Below are 9,495 nucleotides of genomic sequence, written 5' to 3' on the forward strand. Positions count from 1 at the left end.
CGTTGGCAAAAGTCGTCGATGTCACAAAACACTTCTTCTAAACTAGTCATAGGAGGGGCTCTGCTGATGTTTCTCTTAAAGCTCAGCTTATCCAGTCCCTCCCTTTCTTATCCATAACTCAGGTTTTAGAAAAGCCCTTGGTAGATCAAGTGCTGTGGCTTGAGCTAACCAAGGGCTGCATGAATTCACACCCATCAATTCAGCTTGGAATTTAGCGAAAGGTTAGGAGCGCCGAATGTTGAGGCAACACCATTCTCCTTTTCGCCACAGGGTTGCGACATCCCAACCGTTATCTTCTAAGGTGTCGGCAACAGGTTTGACCTGCTCTAGCAAAATTCCACTCAGGATTCCCCAGGCATGGGGTTTGGCGATCGCCCCCATTTTGGGAACGAGGTCTACAATCACCTCCGCCAAAATATTGCACACAAAGCCATCAACTGGTTCTGGAATCATGGCTTGCAAGGCTTCAATACTGCCCTCCGCGACAATCAGTCGTTCGGGGGCAATTTGGTTGAGTTCTCGGCTCACAGCGGTTGCTGTAACGGCCAGGGGGTCAGTATCTACCCCATAGGCCACCTTTGCCCCCAACATAACAGCGCCAATGGCCAAAATGCCAGTTCCACAGCCAATGTCTGCAACGATGAGAGGTGCGGCTTCGACTGGATCGCCTAACCGCATTTCCAACGATTCCAAACACAGTTGGGTTGTGGCGTGGTTGCCCGTACCAAATGCCACTCCCGGATCGAGCCGCAGGACCAACCGCTCGCTCTGTTCGGGCATGGGTAACCATGCAGGATTAATGAGGAAGCGATCGCCAATTTCTTCTGGCTTCCAGTGCTGTTTCCAGCTACTTGACCAATCTTCTTCATCAATCAACTGCCACTGCACCGCTGGAGTCGATAGACCGGCACACAGCGCATCTTGCTTCAGCAACAGCGCCAGCGCAGCCAGGTCAAGGGACTGCGTTTGCACCTGAGGCACATAGGCCCGCACCAGCAACCCCGAACCCCGAACCTCGTTCGATGTCCCCTTGGCTCCAAAGTCGGCCAGCCGCCAGAAGACAATGTCCTCGGCAGCGGCATCACACAGCACTTGGATTTCCCACCAGCTATTCGCCAATGTTTTAGACCTCGCTTATGCCAATCAATGGCGATCGCACACAATATTTGCCGACGTAGAGCCTATGCAGACAGTGTCACCGTATAGGCATCGCGAATACCGGGAACCTGCAAGATTTCATTTAAGATGCCCTCCGGCAGGGGATCATCTAGGCTCAAAACCATCACCGCATCACCGCGCACAATTCGTCGGCCCACCTGCATGCTGGCAATGTTGACATTAAAGCTACCCAGCAGCGAGCCAATCTTCCCGATAATGCCTGGCATATCGCGGTGCAGCGTAAACAGCATGTGGCCACTCGGCGGAACGTTGATGGGAAAGTCATCAATCGTGGTGATGCGAATTTCGCTATCGCCTAGTAGCGCTCCGGTAACGGAGTGTTCGCCCTTGGGGCCACGAGCCGATAGCCGCAGCGACCCAGTGTAATCCACCACGTTGGTATCCCGCGTTTCGGTCACGCGAATGCCGCGTTCCTTTGCTTCAATGCTAGCGTTCACGTAGTTCACTCGCTCTTGCAACGCATGAGAGAGCAAGCCCTTCAGTGCTGCTACCACAATTGGTTGACTGTCATTGTTGGCAACCTCGCCCTGCAAGCGAACATTGAAGGTTTCCACACGCCCGCCCGTGAGCTGGCTCACCAAGTTGCCTAAGGTTTCCGCTAGCTGGAGATAGGGCCGCAGCTTTTCCAACACATCGGGCCGCAACCCAGGAATGTTCACCGCCGAGCGCGCTGGTAGCCCTAACAGCACATCCCGAATTTGCTCTGCAACATCGATCGCCACATTCACCTGAGCTTCTTCGGTTGATGCGCCCAAGTGAGGAGTTAAAATTGCTTCCTTTTCTAACTCCCGCAGCGGTGACTCTCCCAACGGCTCAGATTCAAACACATCCAAAGCGGCTCCAGCAATGGTTCCTGCTTTGAGAGCATCGGCTAGGGCTTGTTCGTCGATAATGCCACCGCGTGCACAGTTGATGATGCGTGCCGTGGGTTTCATTTTTTTCAATGACTCAGCATTGATTAAGTGCTGAGTTTCGGGTGTGCGGGGAAGGTGCAACGTGATATAGTCTGCCTCCCGCAGCAGCAAATCCAAATCCACAAGATGGCAGCCCAACTGCTCAGCCCGCTCGCTCGACAGGAATGGATCGTAGGCCAACAGGCGCATGCCCATGGCGCGGGCAACCGTCGCGACATGAGACCCGATTTTGCCCAATCCAACAATACCGAGCGTTTTTTTGTAAACCTCCACGCCTAAGAACTTGCCCCGCTCCCATTTGCTGGCCTTGACCGATTGGTTAGCGGCAGGAATGTGGCGAGAAAGCGACAGCATCATGGCAAGGGCATGCTCTGCCGCTGCGATGGTGTTGCCCTCGGGAGAGTTGACCACCAAGATGCCACGACGAGTTGCCGCCGGAACATCGACATTATCAACCCCAACGCCAGCGCGACCAATGATTTTGAGCTGCTTGCCAGCGTCAATAATTTCGGCAGTGACTCGGGTCCCCGAGCGAATCATCAGGGCGTCGTATTCGGGAATAACTTGCACCAGTTGCTCGGGAGTCAGCCCCGTTTTGACATCAACTTGAGCGACCTGGGAAAGGATGTCAATTCCAACTTGGTCAATCGGATCGGAAACAAGAACCTTGGGCATGGTGGAAGGATGCTTCTATATTGAAGACGCTCAACAACAGGATATGGAACCAAATACAGACTATGACTGGGAATTAGCATCTGCCGACTGTCAAATACGACGGTCAGATAGCAACGCATTCTGAGGCTGATACAGGAAAACCACCCGAATGACCGCAGATGAAACCAATACCAAAGCGATGACTCTTTGAAGCTGGGCTAACACTCAAGCCAGCCAGCGGTTTAGAGGTCTCGCATTCCTCAGTTGCGATGGAAACCGTTGCGATTGAGGATCGTCACAAAACGTCATTCTACTGCAAAGGGGCGATCGCCATTTCGAAAGACGAAAAGATTTTACGGTCTACCCCACCCATTCAGTTCGGCTTACCGCATCTCACCAAACCCTGCAATTTATTGTTATATTTGTTTACAGATTGATACAAAAATTTACAGGAGGCCGTCATGGCATTTCTAATCGCTCTGTTTGTTATTGGATGGGTTGCTGTTGCCGTGATTGGTACTCAGGCATATTTCCGGGGAGAGCAGTCCAAGCCTATTCACGAACGGAACTGGCGCTCCGAAGAGTTTGAAGCTTTGGCAAAGTCTGTTACGGGTGGCGACATCGACCACAATCAGAGAGTCCCTGCCTTTGTGGTTTCCGATGCCTACACCAGCGGTTTGCTGCCCAACCGATAAGTGAGATTGGGTGAGCGGCAGCAGCGCAACCTCGTCTGCCGTGTTAAGGATACTTTTCAACCTGAAATTTGAGCCTAGAGAGCTATCTCCTCTGCATTTGTGGAGGAGTTTTTTATGCTTGCGCGATCGCTTCAACTGCCCCAGAGCTTACATACGTTGTGCAAACCTTGAATTATTCGGGCCTGAATTATTTGCCTAAATTGCTTGGGCCTGAATTACTTGGACCTGAATTATTTGAGGAGATGGGTGACGACGTTTTCCCTAAAACATTTCCCAACTGCTTTAATCTGTTCCCAAAATCGGGGAGTCCCTGGATTACACACAGGTCTTGCAGTTAGAAGCCAACAACAGGACGGTAAAAGTTTGTCGTTGGTTCGTCGTGTACGTTAGCATCTCTCTAACTTTCGCCTGACTAACCTTCGTCCAACTAACTTTCGTTCGATAGACGAATAAACAATCCGCCTCGCTGGACTGTGCGATCGCCGCCATAGCTACTGATGGTGAGCGATCGCACATGGTCAAAGAAGGGTTTGGCGGCTAGCTCGGTCAATTGCAAAATGGGCAATTGCGCTTCGAGGGTGGGCTTGAGTGTTGGCCAATCAAGATAGAGATAGCCGTTGTTGTTGGAATCGAGCGGGGCGATCGCCTGCTGAAAATCTGCTTGGTTCAGTAAGTTGGCTCGGTTGTTGAGTGCCAAGCTCATTGCCTCAACCGACGTTGAAAAAATTTCGTACTTGCCAGCCGATGTGTGTACGCCGCGCACCTCAGCCTGGATTGTGTCGGAGCTTTGTCGATTTCGCTGGCGACGAGTTGTCTCGCCTGTGACAAGCTGAGTCCACGCGTAGGTTTTTTGCTCGCCAATCGTGACTGGACCAATGCTCAACCCTTGCTTTTGGGCGATCGCATCTAGCTTGGCGATCGCAGTCTGGGTTGTGGGTGTTTTTTCTGCCACAAAGACCCAATCGGTGGCAGAACCTGACGGCAACAGCGCCAGCGCAAACTCGCGCTCAACCCAATCTACCAATTCTGCCGAAAGCGGAACGCCCCACTCTTGCTCCAATGCTTTGGCAGGCTGATGTACAAGGGATGCGATCCCCTCATATCCGGTTAGCGCTGTTGATAGCTGTTGCCATAGGGCTGCCAAATTTTGGCCAGATGCGGCAAACGGAATTTTTGCTGGTAAGTACTGCAAGGCACTCACTGGCTCGCTCAGGGCGGGCTTGGATGGCGTAAAGGGTGCATCTTTGGAGGCCAAAATTACGGTGTCCGCTAATACTCCTTGGCGATTCAGCACTAGGCCCACCACCATTTGCTCAATTGATGAGGTGGCGCTGGCTTGAGTGGATGCCTGACCCAGTTTGGGTTGGTTGAGCCACTGTGCGAGCTGAGGCACATTGGCAAATGAGAAGCCAACCCTATTGGACGACAATTGTTGCACTGCTTGTTGATATCGCTTGCTGCTGCTCAAGCTTAAGCCTGGTGCTTGCACGTTATTGATGGCTTCTCGTAATACTTTGGGTGAGTTGGCAAACAGCACAAAGCGATCGCCCACCACGGCAGTTGCCAGTGCTGTAATCGGGCGATCATTGGACGTGGAGTCTCCTACTGAAGTGGAGGCAGCACGCTTGCGCAGGGGAAAATCGAGTGCGGGAAGTTGGCTGCGCTGACCGTAAATTAGCTTCACCCCAGCATATTGCTCAAAAACTAAATCAAACCCTGCGATCGCCCGCTTTTGCCAAAATAGCTGCAAAAACTCCCGAGCGCGATCGCCATTTTTCGTTTCCAGGGCCAATAGATATCCGGGTTGCTGGCCGTTGCTTCTGTCTCGATCGACATCTAGGGCCGTAACAGCCAAGGTGACCTCATCGCCTAACCAGGGTTGAATATCTGTTTCATAATTCAAGCCGCGATCGCTGAGCAAACTGGCCTTGATCTGGGCCAGTTCTTCTCGGGCCTGGCGACGCTTCTCGGGTGGGGCGATCGCCACCCGAAACGCCTCCAAATCATCGGGATCAACCAACAGCGACACCAGCACCGGAGCTTGCTTGGGCACAAACATGGCTGCCGCTGGGCTCGACAGCTTTCCCCCATCCAATAAATTCAACGGGCTTTGCGCTGCGAGCCAGTAGAATCCACCCGCGCTAATTCCCAACAAAACCAGCACCGCACCTGCCAACGCCAAAAAGAATGAGCGAAGCTTCATGACTAACCCAACACAGCACAACCCTTGCCAACAATTTAGTGTAGTACCGGATGGACGCGACACGGAGAATTTCTCGATGGATGAAGCGTGCCATGGTTGCAATGCAGCACCGACCGCGAAAACCGGAGCAGCGATCGCTGACGAAACTCGGTGGAGCAAATTTCTGGTGAAGTGAGTTTCTCAAACGTGCCAAATTGGAATATGTAGCTTCATCCTGGGGGCTTTTCTAGGTCACCAAATTAAAACAGTGAAGCAGCCATGTACAAGAAGATCCATAAAGATCCAATACACAGCTGCTTCACCGAGAAAAGTCCATTCACTGCAACCATCACTGTGGACAGGCTTGACCAACCTGAGCTACAAAACTCCCGACAGCGATGGGTCAATCAATTCAACTAGGTTCATCCAAAATCAACCTAGGTTTAGGCTTAGCCAGTAATGGTAACCTGAGCGGCGTCCACTTCCGTTGCTCCGTCTACTTTTCGAGCCACGCTAATTGCCTTGTCAAGGTAATCCTTGGAGGGAACCTCACCTTTGAGCACCACTTTGCTACCCGTTTGGGCAACCCATAGGCGACCCAAATCATCGAGCGTGGAATCATTGTCAAACGCAAGGGCAACGCGCTTGGCCAAACCACTCTCATCGTATTCACCATCCAAACCAACCCGCTCAGGGGGAACACTAGCCTCTGCTGGAGCAGACTTCGTGGCAGCAGCAGGAGTGGTGTCTGCTTTCTTTTTACTTCCGGGGAACAGTCTATCTAACCAACCCATGGTTATGATTCTCCAAAATTCTGAATTAAAAACGCGTCCCAAAAGGGGGCTTTCTGTAGAATATGAGGCGCTTTTTATAAAATTTCAATACATCGTGGGGCTAATTTAAGATTCACTTCCGTTTCATCGAAGAAAATCGCAGGAAGCCTTATTTTTTCCTTACTTTTTGTGGAATTCAGCGGGCTGAAGCTGCTCTTGTAAAATCTCCAAACGATAGGGGATTCGCACTTTTGCAATATGCATATCGGTATAGATTTGACATACCTTAATGAATATTTATTCGTTGCTCTTGTAAAGGAAATCAATCCGGTTAACCACACAACGGAAAGACAACTGGATGTGTTCTTCACAACATTTACGACTGAATGAAGCCCTACGGTATGTCAATAACAAGTCTGGATAAATTTCATGGTGAACCATTGGGTGAACCCAAGAAATGGGGATGAAAACATGCGCGATCGCACCGGGTAACAACGAACAATGATGCTTCCACAAACCCGCCACTGAACCCAATGCATATCAGTTTGCGAAGCTTTGTAAACAAGTTTAGACCTCTAGACTGAGCTTGCCTCTGTAGCAAAAATGAACTCAAATGGCCGTGATTTCTACAGGTTTGGAGACTCAAGCAAAAGCCGTTAATGCATCGATATTACGTTCTTTAAAGTTTTTAGAGGTTTTTCATAATCCGGTTGAAACCCTGCTGTACACTAGGTTTCGATTGAAAGACAACTTGATTTGGTAAGCTACTGGCATCCTTACTCGGTTGCCACAAGTGGTAAGCCAATGGCACTTGATAGTTTGGAGCCTTTATATCAATGTCTCATGTAGTCAAAATCTACGATACATGCATCGGCTGCACCCAGTGCGTTCGTGCATGCCCCACAGACGTGCTTGAAATGGTTCCTTGGGACGGTTGCAAGGCCGGTCAAATTGCATCTTCTCCTCGCACCGAAGATTGTGTGGGTTGCAAGCGCTGTGAAACCGCCTGCCCAACCGACTTCCTCAGCATTCGAGTTTATCTTGGTGCTGAGACCACCCGAAGCATGGGTCTGGCTTACTAGAGTTCTCCTTGGTTGCTGATTTAACCTTGGTTTATATGGTGGAGGGAGCTTTCCCTCCTTTTTTATTTTTTATCCTTGCTTCTTTGCGATGGCGATCGCTAGATTGTGGGGCAGAGGGTGTTTTTGGGAACCTTGCTGATAACGGCAGTTGTAGATAGGCCAAAGCTCTCATTTGTACCTGTGCAGCACGCATCCCTTAGAAAAGCTCTTAACCTAGAACTGCCCTGATGCAGGGGCAATTTTTTGGCAAGCATAAAGCGTCGTGCAGCAAAACTGCACGACGCTTTATGGATGAGGTCTACGGTACGACCTGATGCAGGGACTACATGAATTCAACGGCTCAATGATGAGAGGGATCGATGCTAAATCTGTGGTTTCTGAAATTGGGTGAGGCTCAGCAAGCTGGCGATCGCAGCAATTGCAGTCGCCGCAACAAACACATAGGTTAAATCGCCGTACTTCCACACCGGGCCTAGCAAGAGCGGACAAATGAACTGTCCCAAGGAATTAAATCCAGTTCCTAACCCTAAAACTGTGGTGCGAAACTGAGCAGGCGTTTGGCTGGCCAAGGCGTTGTACAAGTTTGGAGTTACTACACCAAAGCCAATTCCAAATAGAATTGCAGTTGGCACAATAAACGTTAACTGGGTTAGAAACGGGATGAGTAAAATCGTGACGGCCATAAGGCTAAACCCAAGGGCGATCGCGCGTTTTTCGCCTAATTGTTTTGCGAGCCAGCTTGCAGCAAGGGCCGATGTCATCGCAGCGCCCACCGCCCGAATTGCCAAAATCATGCCGTTCAGTTCTGGATCTGCCCCAATCGCAGCTTTGAGATAGAGCGGTGTGTAGATCACAATGGCGTACACCACCGTTGCTGCGGCACCAATTAATAGATACAGTCGCAACACTTCTGGCTGACGGATGACGTTCACTAAATCGCCTTTTTGCTGGGTATCGAGCAGAGAAGACGTTCGCTTTGGTTGGTTGCGAAACATGAACAGGCTGGCGATCGCCACCGGAATCGAGATGGCATAAAGATAGTAGGCATGACGCCATTCCACATTGCCAACCCTGCCACCAATTAGGGGAAACATGATTGCAGCGGTTGTCATGGCGCTGGTGGCTAAACCCAAAATGCGCGATCGCTCTTCTCCCTCGTACATGCTGCCCAAAAAGCCAATTGTTGCCGCCGCTACACCGCCACTCGCAATTCCCAACAACGCCCTTGAGGCAACCAACGCCTGAAAGTTCGTCAAAAACGTTGTTGAAATTCCAAATACGGCGTACAGCAGCAAGCAGGGCAACATCACTTTTAGCTTGCCAATGCGATCGGCCAGCAGGCCCATGACCGGAGTCGCCAGAGCGCTGGTCAGCGCATGAATACTAACTAACGTTCCAGCCCATCGAGGATCGAGCTGGAGTTCTTGAACCATTTCAGGAAAGACAGGCGATACCAATCCTCCGGTCATGGTGGTTAAACAACCTGCAATTAGCAATAAAGCAAATTGGATCAGCCGTTCACGATCAACTGTTGCAGATACTCGTTTCGTAATCACTCCTCTAACCCAGAGCATGACAGGGTGCTCATCATCACCATAGGAGATGAACGTTCGCCTCAGTGATCGCCGTAGACCATCCCTGGAACTGTCCTATGGCGATCGCGGCCACCCGGGAAACACAATGCAAAAGCTCACTATCCACCCCAGCGGTTCTTACGGGTGGTAAAACCCCAAAGGAATGAATGGATAGAGGTGCGATGGTTGCAAACCAATCAAAACCTGCGTAGCAGAGCCCTACAAGCAAGAGCATAGACAAACAAAAAACCCCCTCCCAAAGGGAGGAGGCTCAAGCGCTAGCTAAGAGCTAGCAAATAACTTCGCTCAACCGAATTAACCGTTGATGGAAGGAGCAGTCAAAGCCACAGGTGCAGCTTCGCCAGCAGCCAAATCCAAGGGGAAGTTGTGAGCATTGCGCTCGTGCATCACTTCCATACCCAGGTTGGCACGGTTCAAAATG

The 9,495-nt window shown here is 50.8% G+C and carries 9 protein-coding genes and 1 pseudogene; 4 read left to right on the plus strand and 6 right to left on the minus strand.

Translation table 11 applies throughout. The features are described from left to right. Nucleotides 1-222: 222 nt before the first annotated feature. Together prmA and serA are read right to left on the minus strand one after the other, a co-directional pair. Nucleotides 223-1,119 (minus strand): 50S ribosomal protein L11 methyltransferase, encoded by an 897-nt coding sequence (gene prmA, locus ACQ4M4_RS28465; protein ID WP_430687845.1) that lies wholly within the window; start codon nt 1,117-1,119, stop codon nt 223-225. 62 nt (nt 1,120-1,181) lie between these two features. After that, nucleotides 1,182-2,768 carry a phosphoglycerate dehydrogenase gene (gene serA, locus ACQ4M4_RS28470; RefSeq protein WP_430687846.1) on the minus strand — a complete coding sequence of 529 codons (1,587 nt, stop codon included), beginning with the start codon at nt 2,766-2,768 and terminating at the stop codon, nt 1,182-1,184. Between the two features lie 440 nt (nt 2,769-3,208). Between serA and ACQ4M4_RS28475 the strand changes: the two genes are divergently transcribed. After that, nucleotides 3,209-3,442, plus strand: a complete 234-nt coding sequence (locus tag ACQ4M4_RS28475) for a photosystem II protein, Psb35-related (RefSeq protein WP_430687847.1) — start codon at nt 3,209-3,211, stop codon at nt 3,440-3,442. Nucleotides 3,443-3,869: 427 nt separating this feature from the next. Here the strand turns inward: ACQ4M4_RS28475 and ACQ4M4_RS28480 are convergent, their stop codons facing one another. After that, complete coding sequence (locus ACQ4M4_RS28480) at nt 3,870-5,645, minus strand: DUF3352 domain-containing protein (RefSeq protein WP_430687848.1); 1,776 nt, start codon at nt 5,643-5,645, stop codon at nt 3,870-3,872. On the opposite strand from ACQ4M4_RS28480, the gene ACQ4M4_RS28485 reads away from it, so the two are divergent. Next, entirely contained in the window at nt 5,644-5,820 is a 177-nt protein-coding gene (locus ACQ4M4_RS28485; RefSeq protein WP_430687849.1) for a hypothetical protein, read from the plus strand. The genes ACQ4M4_RS28480 and ACQ4M4_RS28485 overlap by 2 nt on opposite strands. Nucleotides 5,821-6,073: 253 nt before the next feature. Here the strand turns inward: ACQ4M4_RS28485 and ACQ4M4_RS28490 are convergent, their stop codons facing one another. Continuing rightward, complete coding sequence (locus ACQ4M4_RS28490) at nt 6,074-6,418, minus strand: BON domain-containing protein (RefSeq protein ID WP_430687850.1); 345 nt, start codon at nt 6,416-6,418, stop codon at nt 6,074-6,076. Between the two features lie 815 nt (nt 6,419-7,233). On the opposite strand from ACQ4M4_RS28490, the gene psaC reads away from it, so the two are divergent. Then, the gene (gene psaC / locus ACQ4M4_RS28495) at nt 7,234-7,479 is read left to right on the plus strand and encodes a photosystem I iron-sulfur center protein PsaC (RefSeq protein ID WP_430687851.1); all 246 of its coding nucleotides are present in this window, start codon (nt 7,234-7,236) and stop codon (nt 7,477-7,479) included. 362 nt (nt 7,480-7,841) lie between these two features. Here psaC and ACQ4M4_RS28500 read toward each other — a convergent pair whose 3' ends face one another. Next, on the minus strand, nt 7,842-9,053 hold the full coding sequence (locus ACQ4M4_RS28500; RefSeq protein ID WP_430687852.1) for an MFS transporter: 1,212 nt from the start codon (nt 9,051-9,053) through the stop codon (nt 7,842-7,844). A 28-nt stretch (nt 9,054-9,081) separates the two neighbouring features. Here ACQ4M4_RS28500 and ACQ4M4_RS28505 point away from each other — a divergent pair, with 28 nt between their 5' ends. Beyond that, nucleotides 9,082-9,204 (plus strand): hypothetical protein, encoded by a 123-nt coding sequence (locus tag ACQ4M4_RS28505; protein ID WP_430687853.1) that lies wholly within the window; start codon nt 9,082-9,084, stop codon nt 9,202-9,204. Nucleotides 9,205-9,368: 164 nt separating this feature from the next. Here the strand turns inward: ACQ4M4_RS28505 and ACQ4M4_RS28510 are convergent. After that, nucleotides 9,369-9,495 (minus strand): annotated as a pseudogene (locus ACQ4M4_RS28510) (photosystem II q(b) protein); the annotation flags it as partial.

The organism is Leptolyngbya sp. AN02str, assembly GCF_050565595.1.
Classification (GTDB): Bacteria; Cyanobacteriota; Cyanobacteriia; order Elainellales; family Elainellaceae; genus Kaiparowitsia.

Excerpts from the sequence above, each read along its gene's own strand:
- ACQ4M4_RS28500 (WP_430687852.1), bottom strand. The coding sequence starts at position 9,053 with ATGCTCTGGGTTAGAGGAGTGATTACGAAACGAGTATCTGCAACAGTT.
- ACQ4M4_RS28475 (WP_430687847.1), top strand. The coding sequence starts at position 3,209 with ATGGCATTTCTAATCGCTCTGTTTGTTATTGGATGGGTTGCTGTTGCC.
- psaC (WP_430687851.1), top strand. The coding sequence starts at position 7,234 with ATGTCTCATGTAGTCAAAATCTACGATACATGCATCGGCTGCACCCAG.
- ACQ4M4_RS28485 (WP_430687849.1), top strand. The coding sequence starts at position 5,644 with ATGACTAACCCAACACAGCACAACCCTTGCCAACAATTTAGTGTAGTA.
- serA (WP_430687846.1), bottom strand. The coding sequence starts at position 2,768 with ATGCCCAAGGTTCTTGTTTCCGATCCGATTGACCAAGTTGGAATTGAC.
- ACQ4M4_RS28490 (WP_430687850.1), bottom strand. The coding sequence starts at position 6,418 with ATGGGTTGGTTAGATAGACTGTTCCCCGGAAGTAAAAAGAAAGCAGAC.
- ACQ4M4_RS28505 (WP_430687853.1), top strand. The coding sequence starts at position 9,082 with ATGAACGTTCGCCTCAGTGATCGCCGTAGACCATCCCTGGAACTGTCC.
- ACQ4M4_RS28480 (WP_430687848.1), bottom strand. The coding sequence starts at position 5,645 with ATGAAGCTTCGCTCATTCTTTTTGGCGTTGGCAGGTGCGGTGCTGGTT.